Below are 19,332 nucleotides of genomic sequence, written 5' to 3' on the forward strand. Positions count from 1 at the left end.
ATGAGCCTGTTCGATCCGTTCAATCCCGACGACGCCCGCAAGCACGCCCCCGCGACGGAGCGCAACCGCGCGCCCATCCTGGAGGTGCTGCGCCGCGTGCTGCCGGACGAGGGCGTGATTCTGGAGGTGGCGAGCGGCACCGGGCAGCACGCCGCCTTCTTCGCCGAGGCCTTTCCGGGGCTGACATGGCAACCAAGCGACCCGGACCCGGAACTGCGCGCCAGCATCCGGGCCTGGACGGCGGGAATCGGGAACGTGCGTCCGCCGCTGGAGCTTGATGCCAGCGCCGAAGACTGGCCGGTGGAGCGGGCCGACGCGGTCGTCTGCATCAACATGATCCACATCGCCCCGTGGGAAGCCGGCCTTGGCCTGTTCAAGGGAGCGGCACGGCTGCTGCCCACCGGAGCGCCGCTGCTGCTCTACGGCCCCTTCATGCGCGACGGGCGCCACACCGCGCCCAGCAACGCCGAGTTCGACGCCAGCCTGAAGGCCCGCAACCCGGCCTGGGGCGTACGCGACCTGGGCGAGGTGGAGCGTGCCGCCGCCGGCTTCACCTTGGCCGACGTTGTGGAGATGCCCGCCAACAACCTGACGGTCGTGCTGCGCCGCGCTTAGACAGCCAGCAAGTGCGGTGTTCCGCCGCAGAGACGGGCTTCGGAGATTTGCTATTGTTTCCCCGCAACGCAAAAAGTTGCACACAAATTTCAATTTGGGGGAAGCGATGAAGCGGAAGCTGGTTCCTGACGTGGTGAAGTCTCAGGAACTCATTCTGGTGCCGGAGGACACGTCGGTCCTGACCGTCTCCAAGCTGATGGCCGAGAAGAACATCGGCGCCGTGCTGGTGGTCAACCACGGCGCCCTGGTCGGCATCGTCACCGAGCGCGACCTGAACAACAAGGTCCTGTCCCGCGAGATCGATCCGTTCGCGACCGAGGTGTCGGAGATCATGACCCGCGACCCCGACACCCTGCCGCCGGACGCCGACGCCACCGAAGCGCTGGCCCTGATGCATTCCAAGCATTACCGCCACCTGCCGATCACCCAGGGCAAGCGGGCGGTCGGCATCGTGTCCGTCCGCGACCTGTTCAAGCTCGCCTACGAGCACATCACCGAAGAGGCCGCCGCCTGATCCTCATGGGGCTTCCGCCCGCCTGCGCTTGCGGCGGGCGGAGGCCATGAGGTTGAGCGCCTCCACCAGCGCCGAGAAGGCGATGGCGAAGTACAGGTAGCCCTTGGGGATGTGGAAGCCGAGGCCGTCGGCGACCAGCGCGACGCCGACCAGCAGCAGGAAGGACAGCGCCAGCATCTTCACGGTGGTGTGCCGGTTGACGAAATCGCCGACCGGGCCGGAGGCGAACAGCATCACCGCCATGGCGATGACCACCGCCGTGACCATCACCGGCAGATGATTCGACATGCCGACGGCGGTGATGACGCTGTCCAGCGAGAAGACGATGTCGAGAATCATGATCTGAACGACCACCCCGCCGAAGGAGGCGACCTTCGGTGCGACCCCGCCTTCGTCCTCCTCGCCCTCCACCGTGTGGTGGATCTCAATGGTGCCCTTGGCGAGGAGGAACAGGCCGCCGCCGATCAGGATCAGGTCGCGCCCCGAAAACTCCATGCCCAGCAGGGTGATCAGCGGCTGCGTCAGCGTCGCCACCCAGGCGATGGAGGCCAGCAGCATCAGCCGCGTGATCAGCGCCAGTGCCAAGCCCACCTTTCGCGCCTTGTCCTGCTGGTGGGCCGGCAGCTTCGCCGCCATGATCGAGATGAAGATGATGTTGTCGATGCCCAGCACGATCTCCAACGCGGTCAGCGTCAGGAGGCTGGCCCAGACTTGCGGGTCGGCGAGAAGGTCGAGCATGGGAATTGAAGGCTCCGGAAGCCGCGAACGCGATGGTAACGGCGCAGATATGGTCGCCGTTCCGGGAACTCAATGGCCGCGCTCATGCTTTCCGCGAGACCGTATTCTTACTCCTCGCCGTGCAGGCGGTCCAACTCGCGCCGCTCGCGCTTGGTCGGGCGGCCGGCGCCGGGGGCGCGGTCGGGCGGAAGATAAGGGTCCCGGATGGCTTCCTCGCGTACCGGCGGGGACAGATCCTCGTAGAGGGTGCGCGCTTCATCGGCCGGACCGCGCCGGCTGCCGAGCGCGACCACCTTGACGACGCGGATGTGCCGCCCTTGCGGGAAGGTCAGCACGTCGCCGGGCTTCACCGCAAAATGCGCCTTGGTGATGACGGCGCCGGAGACGCGCACGGTACCGCCGTTGCACATCTTGGCGGCGAGGCTGCGCGTCTTGAAGAAGCGGGCGTACCACAGCCACTTGTCGATCCGAAGCCGGCCGGGGCCTGGGTCGGGCAAGCCGTCGTTGGGGCCGTCGTCGAAGTCGTCGCGGTCGTCGGTCATACAATGCAGCTTTGCATGGATTGGTCCTTGTGGTGAGCCCCCACCCTAACCCTCCCCCACCTGCGGCGGGGGAGGGAATTGACGCCAAATCCTCCCTCCCCCGTCGAAGATGGGGGAGGGCCGGGGTGGGGGCCCGTCGCAGACAGGTCGCTCATCCGGTTCCTGACAGCTGGCGCAGCTTGGCGAAGGGGTGGTCGGTGTTGATCGGCTTCTCGCGGCGCGGCTTGGCGTGGTGGCCGCGCCGGCGTCGCCACGTCACCGCCCCATCCTCCGCCACCGAGCGCGTGTAGCCAAGCCCCTTCAGCACACCGCCCAATTCCTCCGGCGAAACGCCGATCATCTGGCCGAGCGCGGGTTCGGCGACCGCCCCACCCTCCTTGGCGCGCTTCAGCATCTCCGTCTCCAGCCGGTCGAGCATGTCCACGCGCACGGCGCGCGGGCCGGCGGCGGGGTAGCCGATGGCCTCCCAGAAGGCCGGCGGGGCACCCGCCGATTCGACCGACACGCGGCCGGGCGGCGGGATCGGCACCGGCAGGGACAGCTTGTGCTTCACCGCCCAGAGCAGGCCACGCATCTCCACGGCACCGGGCTTGGCGAGAGCCGTCAGGTAGATGTGCGAGACGCCGAGCCGGACGCCGTGCCGGGCCAGCGCCTTGCGGTCGGTCTTTTCCAGCCCTTCGACCAGGGAGGCGACGGGGGCGCGGGGCAGCGCGCCCATGTTTTCCACCAGCTGGAAGGCGAGGCCACGCGCCGTGCCGGTCAGGTCGGCGGCGTCGCGAAGCGCGAGCAGCGGGCGCAGACGATGGGCGACGCGCTCCTTCAGCCAGCGTTCGAGACGGGCGCGCACGCGGTCGCGCTGCCCCTGGTCGAGCAGCCCTTCGTCGAAGGGGATCACGGCGGGGGTCAGGACGGACGGGCCGGGGCCGAGCTTCGCCACGGCCAGGCCGTTGGCGGTCAGCACGCCGTCGAGGCCCAGCGCGAAGGCCTCGTCCGGCTCCTCCTCGAAGGCGCGCAGGCGCGAGGCGACCTCGTCGCGCAGCGCACGGCGGGCGGCGGTCAGCAGCGACTTGGCCTCCTCGGACCGCTCCGGCGCGTCGGGGACGAAGCGGAAGCCCTCCAGCCGGCCGACCGGATGGCCTTCGACCACCACCTCGCCGTCGGCGCGCACGCCGCCCAGCAGCTCGCGCCCGTCCTTCAGCGTGCGGACCAGCGTGGCCGAGCGGCGGTCGATGAAGCGTTGCGTCAACCGCTCGTGCAGGGCGTCGGACAGCTTGTCCTCGATGGCGCGGGTCTGGCCCTGCCAGTGGACGGGGTCCTTCAGCCAGGCCGGGCGGTTGGAAATGTAGGTCCAGGTGCGGATGTGCGCGATGCGCGCCACCAGCGCGTCGATGTCGCCCTCGGTGCGGTCGAGGCGGGCGATCTGCTTGGCCACCCAATCCTCGTCGAGCCGCCCGATGCCGGTGCGCAGGTAGCGGAAGACCTGGGCCAGCAGGCGGGTGTGCGCGTCGGACAGCACCTTGCGGAAGTCGGGGACCTGACAGACCTCCCACAGCAGGCGCACGTTGTCGCGGCCCTTGGCGAGGTCCATGATTTCCGGGTCGCGCACCAGGGCTTGCAGCGCCAGATGGTCGTCGGCGTCGCGGGCGCGGTGCAGTTCGGGGATGGGGGCGCGTTCTTCCAGGGATTTGAGAAGGAAGCCCGGCGTATCGAAGCGCAGCTTGCTGTTGCGCCACATCAGGGTCTTGACGGTCTCGAACTCGTGGTTCTCGACGCGGTCCACGACATCGGCTTCCAGCTCCCCCACCTCGTCGGTGGTGCCGAAGGTGCCGTCGCGCATGTGGCGGCCGGCGCGGCCGGCGATCTGCGCCACCTCCGGCGCGCGCAGGCGGCGTGGGGCGAAGCCGTCGAACTTCACGATGCGGGCAAAGGCGACATGGTCCACGTCCATGTTCAGCCCCATGCCGATGGCGTCGGTCGCCACAAGATAGTCCACCTCGCCCGCCTGATAGAGCCCGACCTGCGCGTTGCGGGTGCGCGGGCTGAGCGCGCCGAGGACCACGGCAGTGCCGCCGCGCTGGCGTCGGATCAGCTCCGCCATCGCGTACACGTCGGTCGCCGAGAAGGCGACGACGGCGGAGCGCGGCGGCAGGCGCGTCAGCTTCTTGTAGCCGGCGTAGGTCAGCTGCGAGAAGCGCGGGCGGCTGATGAACTCCGCGCGCGGGACCAGCCGACGGATCAGCGGCTGCATGGTGTCGGAGCCGAGGAACATCGTCTCCACCAACCCGCGCGCGTTCAGCAGCCGGTCAGTGAAGATGTGCCCGCGTTCCGGGTCGGCACAGAGCTGGACCTCGTCCACCGCCAGAAAATCCACCGCCCGGTCCAGCGGCATGGATTCCACCGTGCACACCCAGTAAGACGGGTTCGGCGGCAGGATCTTTTCCTCGCCGGTGACGAGCGCCACGGCGTTTTTGCCCTTGATGGACACGATGCGGTCGTAGTTCTCGCGCGCCAGCAGGCGCAGCGGAAACCCGATCATCCCCGTCCTGTGGCCGAGCATGCGCTCGATGGCGAGATAAGTTTTGCCGGTGTTGGTCGGCCCCAGCACGGCGACCACGCGGCCACCGCTGCCCAGACCGCCCCCGGACGAAGCGAGGACAGAGGTCATAGGGGTAAGCATTGGGCCTGACCGCCTTCAATGCAAGCGTGAGGGCGGCTGTCGGCAGGCTCCTCCAGTTGGCTATACGGATCATAGCGTTAGCGGATTTTCGCCACAAAGACACAAAGATCGGCACAAAGGCGTTCGGCCACCCCGCACGCCTCGGTGGTGCCGGCGCTCCTTTGTGAAATTCTTCGTGTCTCTGTGTCTTCGTGGTGAACCGTTCGCGCGGCGACGCTTGACCGGGCAGCGTGGATAGAACCTCGGGGGGATGGACCGGGCATGAGTATCAGGCTTTACTGGTTCATCCATTCCTGAGGAGGCCCCATGCGCCGCGTTCCCGCCCGTCCCCTCGCCCTCGGCCTTCTTCTGCTGGCCGCCGCCTGGTCGCCCGCACAGGCCCAGGCGCCCACCGTGGACGCGAACGGCGCCAAGGCGTTGGCCTCGGTGCTGAAGGACGGGCTGGCCCGCTGGTTCCCCGCGCCCGCCGAGGATTCGGAGGCCCCGTTGGTGACATGGGAGGGCGAACCGGTGGTGACGCCGACCGGTGCCCACTACACGGTGGCCCTGCCCAAGCTGTCCGTCGAGGACGCGGAAGGCACGGTGATCGAGGTCGGCACGGTGCTGATGACCGTCGCCCCGCAGGAGGGCGGAACCTTCGCGGTGACCGCCACCCTGCCGGAGCGCATGAAAATCCTGAACGCTGACGAGGAGGGCGAGGACTATGTCGAGGCCGCCACGCTCGCCATCGGCCGGCAGCATTTCAAGGGCGTTTGGTCGTCGGCCTTCGAAACGCTGCTGACGGTGGACGCGGCCTATGGCGATCTGGCGCTGACCGCCACCGATGGGCAGGGGGCGATCTCGGTCGGCTCGGTCACGCTGATGCAGGAGATGAAGCCGGACGGCGCCACGACCTGGAGCGGCCCCGGCGCCCTGGCGATCAGCAACCTGTCCATGAAGGATGAGACAAAGCGCGACATCTTCACGCTGGCCGGGCTGGCGGTGGAGAACACGGTCAGCCGCGCCGACCTGACGCGGATCACCGAACTGCAGAAGCTGTCGCAGCGCCACACCGCCGCCGGCACCACGCCCACCGTTGCGGAACTGCTGCCCGCGCTGCGCGGCATCGTCGGGGGCGGAAGCTTCCGGGTGCGCCTGTCCGGTCTGACGGGGCAGAATCCGGAGGACGGCACCAAGGTGGCGCTCGGCCAGCTGGCCATCCGGGGCGGCATGGAGGATCTGGATCAGGCGCAGTCCACGGCGTCGCTGGCGGTCGAGGCGCGCGAGTTCGGCATCACCCCGAACCCCGCCCCGTCCGCCTTCATGCCGCAGCGGCTGGACGTCCAGCTGTCGCTCGCCAAGCTGCCCAACGCCGCGCTGTGGCAGGGCTTCGCCGATCTGGCGGCGATCACCGAGGCGGAGCAGAAGGCGAAGGAGGCCGCTCCGGTCAAGAAGGCCAAGGCCGGCGACAAGAAGGCGCTAGAGGCCGCCGGCAATCCGTCCGACGCCGTGTTCCAGCGGATTTCCGCCGCCCTGACCGAGGCCGGCAGCGAACTGCGCCTGGACAAGCTGGACATCGACACGCCGGTCGCCACGGGCAGCGCCACCGGCTCCGCCCGCTACGTCCCCAACGCCGCCTTCGGCGCGGTGGGCGGGGCGACCATCCTGCTGCGCGGGCTGGACGCGGCGGCCAAGGCGTTGCAGCCCAAGGCCGGGCAGAAGGCCGACAAGGAGACGCAGGACGCGTTGGGTATGCTCGCCATGCTCCAAGCCATGGGGCAGGTCAGCCAGGACGAAGCCGGCGCCGACGTGCGCACCTACAAGATCGACGTGAACGAGACCGGCCAGATGCTGCTGAACGGCGCCGACATGAGCGCGATGATGGGCGGCGGTGCCGCCGAGGAGCCGGCGCCGAAGAAGGGCGGGAAAAAGAACTGAGCCTCCACAACCGGGAACACCGCTGAACGCTCTTGCATAGGACGGCGCACTTTCACATATCTGCGCCGTCCTTACCCCTACCACCAACAAGAACGATCAATGGTGAACCCATGACCGAGGAACGGCTCAGCTTCCAGGCCGAGGTCAGCCGGCTGCTCGACATCGTCGCGCACTCGCTCTACAGCGAGAAGGAAGTCTTCCTGCGCGAGCTGGTCTCGAACGCGTCCGACGCCTGCGACCGCCTGCGCTACGCGGCGCTGACCCAGCCCGAACTGTCATCCGACGACCCGAACCTGAAGGTGCGGCTGCTGGTGGACAAGGAGGCGCGGACCCTGACCGTCGCCGACAACGGCATCGGCATGAACCGCGAGGATCTGGTCGAGAACCTCGGCACCATCGCGCGGTCGGGCACCGCCGCCTTCATGCGCAACCTCAGCGCCAGCGGCGACGCCAAGAAGGACGTCAACCTGATCGGCCAGTTCGGCGTCGGCTTCTATTCGGCCTTCATGGTCGCCGAGAAGGTCGAGGTGCTGACCCGCAAGGCCGGAGAGGCCCAGGGCTGGCGCTGGCTGTCGGACGGCAAGGGCGAGTTCACCATCGGCGAGGCCGAGAACCTGCCGCGCGGCACCCGCATCGTCCTGCACCTGCGCGAAGGCGACGACGAGTATTTGGAAGAGCACCGGCTCGCCACCATCGTCCGCAAATACTCCGACCACATCGCCATCCCGATCCTGTTCGGAGAGGGTGACGACGCCAAGGCGCTGAACAGCGCGTCGGCGCTGTGGATGCGCTCGAAGAACGAGATCAAGCCGGACCAGTACAAGGAATTCTACCACCACGTCGGGCACGCCTTCGACGATCCGTGGCTGATCCTGCACTGGCGGGCCGAGGGCGCCATCGAATACACGAACCTGCTGTTCGTGCCCTCGACCAAGCCGTTCGACCTGTTCGACCCCAAGCGCGCCCACCGGGTGAAGCTGTACGTCAAGCGCGTGTTCATCACCGACGCAGCCGAAGGTCTGATCCCGCCCTACCTGCGCTTCCTGCGCGGCGTGGTGGACAGCGAGGATCTGCCGCTGAACATCAGCCGCGAAATGCTCCAGCACAACCCGATGCTGGCGAAGATCCGCGCGGGCATCACGCGGCGCGTCCTGTCGGAGCTGGGCAAGAAGGCCAAGGACACCGAGAAGGCGGAGGAGTACGCGGCCTTCTGGGAAAACTTCGGCGCGGTGCTGAAGGAAGGGCTCTACGACGACTACGAGCACCGCGAAGAGTTGCTGAAGCTGATGCGCTTCCGCAGCACGGCGGGTGACGAGCTGGTCTCGCTGGAAGAGTATCTCGGCCGCATGAAGGAGGGCCAGGAGGCCATCTTCACCATCAGCGGCGACGACATCGAGACGCTGAAGCGCAGCCCGCAGCTTGAGGGCTTCCGCGCCAAGGGCGTCGAGGTGCTGTTCCTGACCGACCCGGTGGACGAGTTCTGGGTCCCGGCGGTTGGGGAATTCCAGGGCAAGCCCTTCAAGTCGGTCACGCGCGGCGGCGCCGACCTGGGCAAAATCGTCGGCGGCGAGGACAAGCCGGCCGAGGAGAAGGCCAATGAGGGCGAGCTGTCCGACCTGCTGGCACTGCTGAAGCTGACGCTGAAGGACGCGGTGAAGGATGTCCGCCCGTCCGAGCGCCTGACCGACAGCGCGGTCTGCCTCGTCGCCGACGAGAACGACATGGACATGCACCTGGAGCGCCTTCTGAAGCAGCACAAGCAGCTGGGCATGGACGCCCCAGCGGCCAAGCGCATCCTGGAGGTCAACCCCGCCCACCCGCTGATCAAGCGGCTTGCCGAGCGCGCCAAGGCGGACGGTGCGGCGACCTCGCTGGACGACGCGGCGTGGCTGCTGCTGGACCAGGCGCGGATCGTGGAGGGCGAAGCCCTGCCCGACCCCGCCGCCTTCGCCCGCCGTCTGGCGAGCGCGATGGAAAAGGGTCTGGCGGTGTAAGGACCCGGCATTCCCTCCCCCGGCCCGGCCGGGGGAGGGATTTCCTTCAGAGCCTGCCGTCCATCCACTCCCCGATTTTGGCAGCGAAGCCGTCCGGGTCCTCGTCGGGCCAGAGGTGGCCGACGTCGGGGATCTCGGTGTGGTTGCCGGTGCGAATGCAGCGCGCGGCGGCGCGCGAGGGAACCGTGAAGACCGGGCGCGAACGCCCACCCCAGACGATCGACACGGGAATGCGGAGAGCGCCCAGCTCCTCGCAGGCGATGGGCGGCGGAGGCTCTTGCGCGAGAAGCAGCGGCATGCTGTGGGCGTTGTCGCGTTCGATGGCCCGGCGTTCAGCCGACTGGCGGTCGAAATAGCCGGCTTCACCGCCCGACGCGTCGATCAGGCGGCGGACTGCCTCGTCCAGATCGCCTCGGCCGGCCGCTTCGAAAACCGGCCCGAACATGGCTTGCGCGTCCTGCCCGAAGGCGGCCAGTTCATCCGGATCGCTGACGCAGGTCGGCACGCCGGGTTCGAAAACCAACATCCGGCTGAACAGCTCGGGACGCGCCAGCGCCGCCTGAAGCGCCGCGTGCCCAGCGTATGACCACGCCACCACGGCGACCGGCCCGGTGCCGAGCGCTTCACAGAAAGCGATCAGATCGGCGGCGTGTGTCCTCGTTCCGAAGGGCGGGCCGTCTGGGCTCCAGGGATTCGTGCCGAAATAACGTTGGGTGTAGGCGATGCACCGAAAGCGCGCCGAGAGCGCAGCACACTGGCGCCGCCACGTCCGGAGGTCGCCCAGCGCCCCGTGCAGGAACAGGACCGGGGTGCCGACGCCCGTATCGGTGTAGGCGAAAACGTCCTTGCCGACGGTGAGATGACGGATCTGGCTCATCTCCGAATGAATAACAGCCGGAGCGTCTGACGTTCAATCATCTGCCCAGGCTTAACTTGTGCTTGCGGGAGCGGCCTCGACCCTCACCGCCGGGAAGACAAGCGTCATGGTCGTCCCCCGGTCCGGGGCGGTGTCGATGTCCAGGCGACCGTCATGCAGTTCGATCAGGCGCTTGGTCAGGGGCAGGCCCAAGCCGGTGCCGATGTGCTTGCGGCTGAGCGCGCTGTCGATCTGGCCCCAGGGTTCCAGGGATTTCGACAGTTCCTCGGGCGTCATGCCGATGCCGGTGTCCTGGACGGACAGAAGCAGGGAGCCGTCCCCGGCCACCCAGCCGGACAGCGTCACCGTGCCCTCGGCGGGGGTGAACTTGACAGCGTTCGACAGCAGGTTCAGCAGCATCTGGCGCAGCTTGCGCTCGTCTGCGCGGAGCACCGGCAGGCCGCGCGGGACCGCCGTTTCGATGCGGACGTGGGCGCGGGAGGCGCGCTCGGCCAGCAGGCGGGCGCAGATGACCGCGACGTGCGGCACGTCCACGGTGCCCTCGTTCAGCTCCAACCGGTCGGCCTCCGCCTTGGAGAGGTCGAGCAGGTCGTTGATCAGCTCCATCAGGTGCCGGCCGCTCTCGGCGATGTCGCGGGCGTAGTCGCGGTAGAGCGGGTTGGCGTGCGGCCCCAGAACCTCCTGCTCCAGCAGTTCCGCGAAGCCCATCATCGCGTTCAGGGGCGTGCGGATCTCGTGGCTCATGTTGGCGAGGAAGCCGGTCTTGGCGCGGTTGGCGGCCTCGGCGGCGCAGCGGGCTTCCTCCAGTTGGCGGGTGCGCAGCTCGGCCTGTTCGGCCGATTTCGCCATCAGCTCCATGGCCGAACCGATGCCAAGATAGCGCCCATCCTCCGCCACCACGAAGCCGGCGGTCAGCGCGCCCGGCTTGTCGCGGGCGATGCGGCGGCCGACCTCGCCAAGCGTCAGCGCGGCATCGACGACCAGCGGGGTCGGGTCCATCAGCAGGTTGACCGGGCGCCGCGCGTAGAGGTCGGCCATCAGCGGCCGGGCGAAGGTGCCGGTCAGGCCCGTGCGGTCCAGAAGGCCCAGAATGCGCCCGCCCTCCCCCACCACCGCGACGGCGGGAAGGTTGGGGACGGCGGCGAAGAGGTCAAGAAGCTCGCCACAGAGGGTGTCCGGGCCGACCGGCGGCACGCGGACCGCCAGAAGGGCCGCGGTGTAGGCCGCGTCCTCGTCCGGCGTGCCGTTCCTGGCGCCACTGGTGGGTTCGGACAGATTCAAACCGCCCTCTCGTCTTTTCGTGCGAGGAATGCGCACGAAAAAACGATAACAGCGGTTTATGAGCAATTGGTTGCCAGAGTAGAGCGTTCAGACACCAATCGATCGGGAATCGGCCGCTTAGGATGCGGACGTCACCTGCACGTCCACGGTCATGCCGAGATAGTCGGCCGGCGCCCCGGTCCAGGAACCGGAGAGCGGAATCGCCTGCGACGGATCGCGGGCCACGGCCACGCGGATCAGGCTCTTGTTGCCGATGATGCCGTTGGTCGGGTCGAACTCCACCCAGCCGGCGCCCGGCAGGTAGATTTCCACCCAGGCATGGGTCGCCCCGCCGCCCATGACGCAGCCGCCCTCCACCCCGTCGCGCGCGGGATCGTACAGGTAGCCCGACACGAACCGCGCCGCGAAGCCCAGAGACCGCGCCGCCTCCATCATCAACAACGCAAAGTCGCGGCAGGAGCCGGTGCCTTTCTCCAGCGTCTCGACGGGACTCTGCGTGCCTTCGTCATCGCGGGCCTGATAAGTGAAGCTCTCCTTGATGCTGCGGGTCATGGCGACCAGCATGTCCTGCGTGTCGGGCGGGCCGTTCTCGCCGATCAGCACGAAGCGCTTGGCCCAGTCGTCCACCCGGTGGTCCGGGTCGGGATAGTGCCGCTGCGTGGTGCGGGCGAGGTCCGGCACCTCCTCCGCCGTGTAGCTGAAGGGGTAGGTGCGGGCGTAGTCCTCGATGGGGAACTCCGGCGCGTCCAGCGGGTAGTGCTCGACCCGGATGTGGCTTTGGAAGCGCAGTTCGTCCGCCGGCTGGTCGAAGCTCGCCACCGCGATGGAGTTGCCGAACACGTCGTGCAGCCAGCGCACCTTGGCCGGCGTCGGGGTGATGACCAGCCCCGTTTCGATCAGACGAAGGTCGTGGCTGTCGCGCGGCCGGAACATCAGCCGATGATCCCCGAACGTCACCGGCCGGGCGTAGCGGTAGGTCGTCGTGTGGCGGATATCCAGGGTCATCATGGCGCCGCTCCCCTTCGATGGCCCGCACGCAACGGCAAGGTTTGAGAATGGTTCCGAATCACACTATGCTGGTCGGGCATTGTCCGGGAATCGGTAGAGACAAGAACAATCAGGGGAGCATCATGCTTTCGCGCCTCGAACAGCTCTGCATCGACAAGGGGCTGAAAATGACCGAGCAACGCCGTGTGATTTCGCGCGTGCTGTCGGACGCGACCGACCATCCGGACGTGGAGGAGGTGCACCGCCGCGCCTCGGCCATCGACCCGCGCATCTCCATCGCCACGGTCTACCGCACCATGCGGCTGTTCGAGGAAGCCAACGTCATCGACCGGCTGGACTTCGGCGACGGCCGCGCCCGCTATGAAGAGGCCGGGGCGGAGCACCACCATCATCTGATCGACCTTGAATCCGGCAAGGTGGTGGAGTTCACCAACGACGAGCTGGAGCGGTTGAAGGAAGTCATAGCGCGCGAGCTTGGGTACCAGCTTCTGGGCCATAGACTCGAACTCTATGGAGTCCCGCTGGGCCGCCGGACGGGCGCGTCGGAGGGATCCTGACGACTCATGACCTGTCCGCAGGGGCATCCCCCGGACGGTTTTCCCATCGATTGCGTGGTGCACCGGGTGCGGGCCTGTCCGTTGCCGGTATGGGATCCTAGGTTTAGGACAGCATAGAATCACGACGGGAACCGGCCGCCCCCATGGACGACACGACCAAAGACCCCGTTTTCGCCCGCCTCGACCGCCTCTCGGAGCTGGTCACCCGCCGCCTGGACAAGCTGGAGGAGCGTCTGCGCAGCCTGGAGCAGGACAACGGGGAAATCATCAATCTCCTGATCGCCGTGAAGGCGGGGCTGGAGGAATGCACCGGCGACCTGCTGGTCGAACCCGACGAGGCCGAGGAAGCCCCCGCACCCGGCCCGTCTCTGCACTGAGCATGCGTCATCGTGATGCCGCATGATTGAGCTTGTCGGCGGAGGGCGTTCGGCCGGATAACGGCATTCACCATGCAGATCAGCGCCGAATTGCCCTCTTCCGTCCTTCCCGGCAAACCCACCGCCGACATTGGCACGGGCGTCGCCTTTTTCGATTTCGACGGCACGCTGATCCACGGCGACAGCCTGTTGATGTTCATCGGCGAGGTCATCGGCCACCGCCGCGCCAAGCTGGCCTTCATGGACGCGTTGCGTTCCGGCCTGCACCGCCATGTGCGCCGGCGCGGGCCGGGGGTGGACTTTCCGGGATCGGTGAAGACCATCCTGCTGCGCCGGACCCTGCGCGGCGTGCCCGTGGCGGACGCGCTGGCGGCGGCCGACCGGCTGGTCCACCGCATCCGCTGGCACAAACCGCTGGTCGAAACGCTGAAGACCCATCGCCGCGAGGGGCGGCGGGTGGTCATCGCCACGGGCGCTCTCGACATCTACATGCCGTCGTTGCTGCGCGGGCTGGACATCGACGATCTGCTGGCGACCGGGCTGGAGGTGGTGGACGGCACATTGACCGGACGCCTCAGCACCGGCAATTGCGTGCGGCTGGACAAGGCGGCGCGGGTGCGCGCCTGGATAGCCGAACATGGCCCCTGCGGCGAGACCTGGGGTTACGGCAACCGGCCGAGCGACCTGCCGATGCTGGCCCTGCTCGACCGGCGGGTGGTGGTCAAGATTTGATGCACCGCCCCACGGGATTTACAACCATCCCGCTATAGCGTACAAAAACGGTCAGGAATTGTTGGGAGGCCGGAGCATGTTCTCCATTGAGGCCCGCATCACGTCGCCGAAGTCCGGCGGCCGGCGCGCCGTGGTCGCCGACGACGACCTGGACCAGCGCGCCGCCCTGGCGCGCCATCTGGCCGGGCGCGGCTTCGCCGTGTCGGAAGTCCTGGACGGCTTCGAGGCCCTGTCGATTATCGGGGAGGAGGCGCCGTCCGTCGCGCTGCTGCGCCGCCGGCTGGTGGAGGACGACAGTGAACGCGCGGCGGCGCTGGCCTCCATGCTCTACCCGCGCACCCGCATCATCCTGACCGCCAACCACGTCGATCTGGTGCCCGAGGACAGCCCCTTCACCGTTCTGTCTCGCCCAGTGGACCTGGCTCTGCTGGACCGCTGCCTGGACGGGTTGTCGTCGTAAACAAGACGTGTCGCTGTCGGCCCCCACCCCGGCCCTCCCCCACCTGACGGCGAGGGAGGGCTTTTTATGCTCCCTCCCCCGTCGAAGATGGGGGAGGGCTGGGGTGGGGGCCCAAAACGACCACGTTTTCAGGACGAAAGAACCTCAACCTCTATACCGACCGACAGGCCGAAATCGCGGTCGGCGCGGCCCCGGTTGACGGCGATTTCCGCCAAACCGTTGGAGTTCTCGTACCACAGCGCCTCGCCCGGCGGGACGTCGGCGAAGGTCCGGCCGCGCCGGACGATGCGACCGTTGGCACGAAGAACCGCGTTTTCCGGCAGCGTCGCGGCGTGCATTCCGGTCATAGCGTTGCCGTAGACATCCACGTAGACGATGCGCGCCAGTTCGTCCGGCCAGTCGGGCCGCGCGATCAGGGTCGGATCGATGGGAGAACCCGGCACCGCTTCGCCCTTCGCCAGCCGCGCCGCCACGGGGGCGAACAGGTCGCGGCCATGAAAGCTGGCGGACAGACGCTCCGGCCGCCAGTCGATGGTCCAGGCCCGGACGGCCGAGGCGCGACGGCGCAGAAGCTCGAACAGGCCGTTATCCGGACCGACGAACCAGCGCCCGTCCGCCTCCAGCACCAGCGGCCAGCGGTCGGTGCCGACGCCGGGGTCCACCACGCAGACGAAGACGCTGCTTGCCGGAAACTCCACGGCGTAGGCGGCCAGCAGATAAGCCGATAACTGCGGATCAAAAGCGGGCGCGTCGGCGAACAGGTCGATCACCGGCACACCGGGCGCCGAGGCCGCCAGCACCGCCTTGACCTGTCCGGTGTAGGGGCCGGCAAGGCCGAAATCCGTAAACAGCACGATCATCGTACCAATATAGCGCGCGTCTCCGCCCCCGGTAAGCCGCAAGCTTTAGCAGGGCCGGCCTTGCGGGGCTGCGCATGCGCTTCATATATCCAGTGGAACGCAAATGCTGCGCGCGACGTTTACTTGGCCTTGCGTCTGATCGATTGAAATCCGATGACGACACCCATGAATATGAACACATGTTCAGAAACCATTGCGAAACAGACCCTCGCCAGTGTTTTGCGGGGTTTGGGGCTGGCGTTGTCGCTGGCCGCGTTACTGTTCGCGGGAACCGCACACGCGGCGGAAAAGCGGCTGAACGTCGTTGCCAGCACGGGCATGGTGGCCGACCTCGTGCGCGCGGTGGCCGGCGACCGGGCGGATGTATCGGCCCTGATGGGCGAAGGGGTGGACCCGCACCTGTACAAGCCGACACGGTCGGACACCGCCCGGCTGCTGCGCGCCGACGCGGTGTTCGTCAACGGGCTGCTGCTGGAAGGCAAGATGACCGACGCCTTCGCCCGGCTGCGCGAGTCCGGCAAGACGGTCGTTGCCGTAGGGGAAACGCTGCCGGAGGATCGGCTGCTCAGCCCGCCGGACTTCCAAGGCGCCCACGACCCGCATGTGTGGATGGACGCCGCCCTGTGGGCGCGGACGCTGCCGGCCGTGCGCGACGCGATGGCCCGCCTCGACCCGGAGGGCGCCGACGCGTACGCCCGCAACGCGGAGGCGTACGGGAAGCAGTTGCAGGATTTGGACGCGTACGCCCGGCGGGTGCTGGGCTCCATCCCCGCCAACGCCCGCGTGCTGGTGACCGCGCACGACGCCTTCAACTATCTGGGCCGTGCCTACGGCATCGAGGTGCGCGGCATCCAGGGCATCAGCACGGAGTCGGAGGCCGGGCTTAAGGCCATCGAGGGGCTGGTGTCGCTGCTGGCGGACCGCCGGGTTCCGGCCGTCTTTCCGGAAACCAGCGTGTCCGACCGCAACGTGCACGCCCTGGTCGAGGGGGCGGCGGCGCGCGGGCATGCGGTGACGCTGGGCGGCGCGCTGTTCTCCGACGCCATGGGTGCGCCGGGCACGTACGAGGGCACGTACATCGGCATGATCGACCACAACGTCACCACCATCGCCCGTGCGCTGGGCGGGGAGGCTCCCGCCTCCGGCTTCCAGGGCAAGCTCGCCCTGGCGCAGCGCTGACCGGAGGGCCATCCCCATGCAGTATCTCTGGCGCACCCCCGGCAGCCGCACCACACCCGAGGAGGCAAGCCCCATCTCGCCGAGCCCCCTGGTCATCCGCGACCTGACCGTCGCCTATCACCGCAAGCCGGTGCTGTGGAACGTGGATTACGTGGCCCCGCCGGGCGGCCTGATCGCCGTGGTCGGGCCGAACGGGGCCGGCAAATCGACCCTCATCAAGGCGTGCCTGGGGCTGGTGCCCAAGGTGTCGGGCTCGGTCGAGGCGTTCGGGCGTCCCATCGACAAACAGCGCCGCCTGATCGGTTACGTGCCGCAGCGGGAGAGCGTGGATTGGGACTTCCCGGTGTCGGCGTTGGACGTCGTCGCCATGGGCCGCTACGGCAAAATTGGATGGTTCCGCCCGGTCAGCCGCGCCCACAAGGAAGCCGCCCTGCACGCGCTGGAGCGCGTCGGCATGGCCGATTTCGCCAAGCGCCAGATCGGGCAGCTGTCGGGTGGCCAGCAGCAGCGCGTCTTCCTGGCCCGCGCGCTGGCGCAGGAGGCGCAGCTTTACTTCATGGACGAGCCCTTCGCCGGGGTGGACGCCGCGACGGAGCGCGCGGTGCTGCACGTTCTCCGCGATCTGGACGCCGCCGGACGGACGGTGATCTGCGTGCACCACGACCTTCAGACGGTCGCCGACTATTTCGACCATGTGCTGCTGATGAACACGCGGGTGGTCGCGCACGGGACGGTGTCGCGCACGCTGACGCCGGAACTGCTGGCGCGGACCTATGGCGGGCAGCCGGTGCCCTTCACGGAGGCGGCCCGGTGATTCCCGCTATAATGGACGAGGCTTGGCGCATCCTGACCTTCCAGGCCGGTTTCAACAGCGCCGTGGTGGTGGCCGGAACGGCGGCGCTGGGGCTGGCCGGCGGGACGGTCGGCACCTTCCTGCTGCTGCGCCGCCGGGCGCTGGTCAGCGACGCGCTGAGCCACGCCACGCTGCCGGGCATCGCCATCGCCTTCTTGATCGGGGCGGCGCTGGGCCTGCCGGGGCGGTCGCTGCCGCTGCTGCTGGCCGGCGCGGTGGCGAGCGGGGTATTGGGCCTGCTGACCATCCAGGCGCTGGTCCGCCACACGCGGCTGACCGAGGATGCAGCCATCGGGGCGGTGCTGTCGGTGTTCTTTGGGCTGGGGATCGTGCTGCTGAGCCTGATCCAGAATCTGGAGCTGGGCGGACAGGCGGGGCTGAAGACCTTCATCCTCGGCCAGACGGCGGCCATGGCGCAGGGGGAGGCGGTCGGGATCGGACTGCTGGCGGCCGCGGCGGCGGCGGCGGTCGCGCTGCTGTTCAAGGAATTGCGCGTGCTGGCCTTCGATCCCGGATTTGCCGCCGTGCAGGGCTGGCCGGTGGCGCGGCTGGATCTGCTGCTGATGGGACTGGCGGCGCTGGTCACCGTGATCGGCTTGCAGACGGTCGGGCTGATTCTGGTGGTGGCGCTGCTGATCGTGCCGCCGGCCGCCGCGCGGTTCTGGACCGACCGGCTGTCCACGCTGACGGTCGTCGCGGCGCTGATCGGCGCGCTGTCCGGGTGGCTGGGGGCGACGCTGTCGGCGCTGCTGCCCAAGCTGCCGGCCGGGGCGGTCATCGTGCTGGTGGCGGGGGCGATCTTCCTGGTCAGCTTCCTGTTCGCCCCGGCGCGCGGGCTGGTCGCGGTGGCCCTGCGGCAGGCGCGACTGCGGCTGGATTTCGCCGAGCGGCGGGCGCTGTCCGTCCTGCTGGGCGGGGGATCGGTGAAGGGGATGTTGGGGGCTTGGTTGGGGCTGCGCGGGTTTGTCCGCACCGGAACGCTGACCGAACGCGGACGGGAAGCGGCGCGGGCCGCCGAGCGCAACCGCCGCCTGTGGGACCGGTTCCTGACCGACTATCCAACCCTGATCCCGGCGCATGTCAACTGGGGCGTCGATCCCATCGACGACGTGCTGCCGGTGGACATGGTGCGGATGCTGGAAGAGCGAGGCGCGTCATGACCCTGACCGTCCAGGAATTCTTGCAGATCGACGTCCCCGCCCTGCTCGCGGCGGTGCTGGTCTGCGCAGCGTGCGCGCTGGTCGGGAACTTTCTGGTGCTGCGGCGGCAGGGGTTGATGGGAGACGCGGTCAGCCACGCGGTGCTGCCGGGCATCGTCGCCGGCTTTCTGGTGGCCGGAACGCGCGAGACGCTGCCAATGATGCTGGGCGCCTTGGCGGCGGCGGCGTTGGCCGGCGTGCTGATCGAGGCGATAAGGCGGCTGGGCCGGCTGGAGTCCGGGGCGGCCATGGGCGTGGTCTTCACGGTGATGTTCGCGGCCGGCGTCGTGATGATCGAGCGCGCGGCGGCCAGCGGTGTCGATCTGGACGCCGACTGCGTGCTGTACGGCCAGTTGGAGACGATCCTGTGGCTGGCGCCGACCGGCTGGGCCTCGCTGCTCGACCCGGCGGCCTGGGCGGCGATGCCGCGCGAGGTGGTCACGCTGGGTGCGGTGTTCGCGCTGTGTCTGGCGCTGGTCGTGCTGTTCTACAAGGAGCTGAAGATCACCACCTTCGACCCGGCGCTGGCCTCGACGCTCGGCATTCCGGCGGGGCTGTTTCATTACGGGGTCGTGCTGCTGGTCGCCACGACGGCCATCGCGGCGTTCGAGGCGGTGGGCTCCATCCTGGTCATCGCCATGCTGATCGCCCCGCCGGCCTCGGCGCGGCTGCTGACCGACCGGATGGCCGTGCAGCTTGTGCTGAGCGTGGCGCTGGGCGTGCTGGCGGCGGTCGTCGGCTATGGTGCGGCGGCGTTCGGGCCGCTGTGGCTGGGGGCCGAGCATTCGCTGAACGCCGCCGGAATGATCGCGGTCGCGGCCGGGCTGATCCTGGCGCTGGCCGTGCTGTTCGGGCCGACGCACGGCATCCTGGGCAAACGCCGCGCGGTGGGGCGGCTGCGCACTCTGGTCACAACCGATGCCGTTGCCGCCGACGGGCGGAGACCGTAAAG

The 19,332-nt window shown here is 68.5% G+C and carries 19 protein-coding genes; 12 read left to right on the forward strand and 7 right to left on the reverse strand.

Annotated features, from left to right (window positions below):
* Together J2852_RS03665 and J2852_RS03670 are read left to right on the forward strand one after the other, a co-directional pair.
* Window positions 1–615, forward strand: coding sequence for a DUF938 domain-containing protein (locus tag J2852_RS03665; RefSeq protein WP_209871105.1), 615 nt, complete (start codon window positions 1–3; stop codon window positions 613–615).
* 106 nt (window positions 616–721) lie between these two features.
* Complete coding sequence (locus tag J2852_RS03670) at window positions 722–1,129, forward strand: CBS domain-containing protein (protein ID WP_209871116.1); 408 nt, start codon at window positions 722–724, stop codon at window positions 1,127–1,129.
* A gap of 3 nt (window positions 1,130–1,132) precedes the next feature.
* Here the strand turns inward: J2852_RS03670 and J2852_RS03675 are convergent, their stop codons facing one another.
* The 3 genes from J2852_RS03675 to J2852_RS03685 form a co-directional block, all read right to left on the reverse strand.
* Window positions 1,133–1,867 (reverse strand): TerC family protein, encoded by a 735-nt coding sequence (locus J2852_RS03675; protein WP_209871119.1) that lies wholly within the window; start codon window positions 1,865–1,867, stop codon window positions 1,133–1,135.
* Between the two features lie 107 nt (window positions 1,868–1,974).
* A complete protein-coding gene (locus tag J2852_RS03680) occupies window positions 1,975–2,409 on the reverse strand; it encodes an RNA-binding S4 domain-containing protein (protein WP_209871122.1) in 435 nt (144 codons plus the stop codon).
* A gap of 151 nt (window positions 2,410–2,560) precedes the next feature.
* Window positions 2,561–5,074, reverse strand: a complete 2,514-nt coding sequence (locus tag J2852_RS03685) for a helicase-related protein (RefSeq protein WP_209871125.1) — start codon at window positions 5,072–5,074, stop codon at window positions 2,561–2,563.
* Between the two features lie 318 nt (window positions 5,075–5,392).
* On the opposite strand from J2852_RS03685, the gene J2852_RS03690 reads away from it, so the two are divergent.
* Together J2852_RS03690 and htpG are read left to right on the forward strand one after the other, a co-directional pair.
* Window positions 5,393–7,003 (forward strand): hypothetical protein, encoded by a 1,611-nt coding sequence (locus J2852_RS03690; protein WP_209871128.1) that lies wholly within the window; start codon window positions 5,393–5,395, stop codon window positions 7,001–7,003.
* 110 nt (window positions 7,004–7,113) lie between these two features.
* A complete protein-coding gene (gene htpG, locus J2852_RS03695; protein ID WP_209871131.1) occupies window positions 7,114–8,997 on the forward strand; it encodes a molecular chaperone HtpG in 1,884 nt (627 codons plus the stop codon).
* Between the two features lie 46 nt (window positions 8,998–9,043).
* On the opposite strand, the gene J2852_RS03700 is transcribed toward htpG, so the two are convergent.
* The 3 genes from J2852_RS03700 to J2852_RS03710 all read right to left on the reverse strand — a co-directional run bounded on the left by J2852_RS03700 (window position 9,044) and on the right by J2852_RS03710 (window position 12,163).
* Window positions 9,044–9,874: an alpha/beta fold hydrolase gene (locus J2852_RS03700; RefSeq protein ID WP_209871133.1), complete on the reverse strand. Its 831-nt coding sequence runs from the start codon at window positions 9,872–9,874 to the stop codon at window positions 9,044–9,046.
* A 51-nt stretch (window positions 9,875–9,925) separates the two neighbouring features.
* Window positions 9,926–11,155: an ATP-binding protein gene (locus J2852_RS03705; RefSeq protein ID WP_209871138.1), complete on the reverse strand. Its 1,230-nt coding sequence runs from the start codon at window positions 11,153–11,155 to the stop codon at window positions 9,926–9,928.
* 117 nt (window positions 11,156–11,272) lie between these two features.
* The gene (locus tag J2852_RS03710) at window positions 11,273–12,163 is read right to left on the reverse strand and encodes a transglutaminase family protein (protein WP_209871142.1); all 891 of its coding nucleotides are present in this window, start codon (window positions 12,161–12,163) and stop codon (window positions 11,273–11,275) included.
* 122 nt (window positions 12,164–12,285) lie between these two features.
* On the opposite strand from J2852_RS03710, the gene J2852_RS03715 reads away from it, so the two are divergent.
* From J2852_RS03715 to J2852_RS03730, 4 genes are all read left to right on the forward strand, one after another.
* Window positions 12,286–12,720 carry a Fur family transcriptional regulator gene (locus J2852_RS03715; protein WP_209871145.1) on the forward strand — a complete coding sequence of 145 codons (435 nt, stop codon included), beginning with the start codon at window positions 12,286–12,288 and terminating at the stop codon, window positions 12,718–12,720.
* A gap of 143 nt (window positions 12,721–12,863) precedes the next feature.
* Window positions 12,864–13,097, forward strand: coding sequence for a hypothetical protein (locus J2852_RS03720; protein WP_209871148.1), 234 nt, complete (start codon window positions 12,864–12,866; stop codon window positions 13,095–13,097).
* 72 nt (window positions 13,098–13,169) lie between these two features.
* Window positions 13,170–13,829 carry an HAD family hydrolase gene (locus J2852_RS03725; protein WP_209871151.1) on the forward strand — a complete coding sequence of 220 codons (660 nt, stop codon included), beginning with the start codon at window positions 13,170–13,172 and terminating at the stop codon, window positions 13,827–13,829.
* Between the two features lie 76 nt (window positions 13,830–13,905).
* Window positions 13,906–14,289, forward strand: coding sequence for a response regulator (locus J2852_RS03730; RefSeq protein ID WP_209871154.1), 384 nt, complete (start codon window positions 13,906–13,908; stop codon window positions 14,287–14,289).
* Window positions 14,290–14,417: 128 nt separating this feature from the next.
* Here J2852_RS03730 and J2852_RS03735 read toward each other — a convergent pair whose 3' ends face one another.
* Window positions 14,418–15,149 (reverse strand): SAM hydrolase/SAM-dependent halogenase family protein, encoded by a 732-nt coding sequence (locus J2852_RS03735; RefSeq protein WP_209871157.1) that lies wholly within the window; start codon window positions 15,147–15,149, stop codon window positions 14,418–14,420.
* A gap of 240 nt (window positions 15,150–15,389) precedes the next feature.
* On the opposite strand from J2852_RS03735, the gene J2852_RS03740 reads away from it, so the two are divergent.
* Genes J2852_RS03740 through J2852_RS03755 form a run of 4 tightly spaced genes read left to right on the forward strand, consistent with a single transcriptional unit; the run spans window position 15,390 to window position 19,330 of the window.
* Window positions 15,390–16,328, forward strand: a complete 939-nt coding sequence (locus tag J2852_RS03740) for a metal ABC transporter solute-binding protein, Zn/Mn family (protein WP_246499283.1) — start codon at window positions 15,390–15,392, stop codon at window positions 16,326–16,328.
* 16 nt (window positions 16,329–16,344) lie between these two features.
* Window positions 16,345–17,142, forward strand: a complete 798-nt coding sequence (locus tag J2852_RS03745; protein ID WP_209871163.1) for a metal ABC transporter ATP-binding protein — start codon at window positions 16,345–16,347, stop codon at window positions 17,140–17,142.
* The gene (locus J2852_RS03750) at window positions 17,139–18,341 is read left to right on the forward strand and encodes a metal ABC transporter permease (protein ID WP_209871166.1); all 1,203 of its coding nucleotides are present in this window, start codon (window positions 17,139–17,141) and stop codon (window positions 18,339–18,341) included. The genes J2852_RS03745 and J2852_RS03750 overlap by 4 nt, the downstream gene beginning before the upstream one ends.
* Window positions 18,338–19,330, forward strand: coding sequence for a metal ABC transporter permease (locus J2852_RS03755; protein ID WP_209871169.1), 993 nt, complete (start codon window positions 18,338–18,340; stop codon window positions 19,328–19,330). Before J2852_RS03750 ends, J2852_RS03755 begins: the two co-directional genes overlap by 4 nt.
* Window positions 19,331–19,332: the final 2 nt, after the last annotated feature.

Origin of the sequence: Azospirillum soli, from assembly GCF_017876165.1 — a bacterium.
Lineage (GTDB): Bacteria > Pseudomonadota > Alphaproteobacteria > Azospirillales > Azospirillaceae > Azospirillum > Azospirillum soli.